This window comes from Staphylococcus sp. EG-SA-15 (genome assembly GCF_017151895.1).
In the GTDB taxonomy this organism is placed as follows: domain Bacteria; phylum Bacillota; class Bacilli; order Staphylococcales; family Staphylococcaceae; genus Staphylococcus; species Staphylococcus aureus.
The window spans coordinates 1-237 of record NZ_JACVZN010000172.1 but is presented as its reverse complement, the minus strand read 5'-3'; the positions used below and the strand labels follow the sequence as shown (position 1 = coordinate 237).

General features: G+C 33.3%; 1 pseudogene. It reads left to right on the top strand.

Features of this window, described 5'->3' with window-relative positions:
- Positions 1 to 237 (top strand): annotated as a pseudogene (locus IDG64_RS14925) (DDE-type integrase/transposase/recombinase); the annotation flags it as partial.

The window sequence follows — 237 nt, the reverse complement described above, 5'->3', positions numbered from 1 at the left end:
TTAAAGTAATTAAAGCTTTTAAACTTAAACCTGACTGCCATTGTACATCGAAATATCTGAATAACCTCATTGAGCAAGATCACCGTCATATTAAAGTAAGAAAGACAAGGTATCAAAGTATCAATACGGCAAAGAATACTTTAAAAGGTATTGAATGTATTTACGCTCTATATAAAAAGAACCGTAGGTCTCTTCAGATCTACGGATTTTCCCATGCCACGAAATTAGCATCATGCT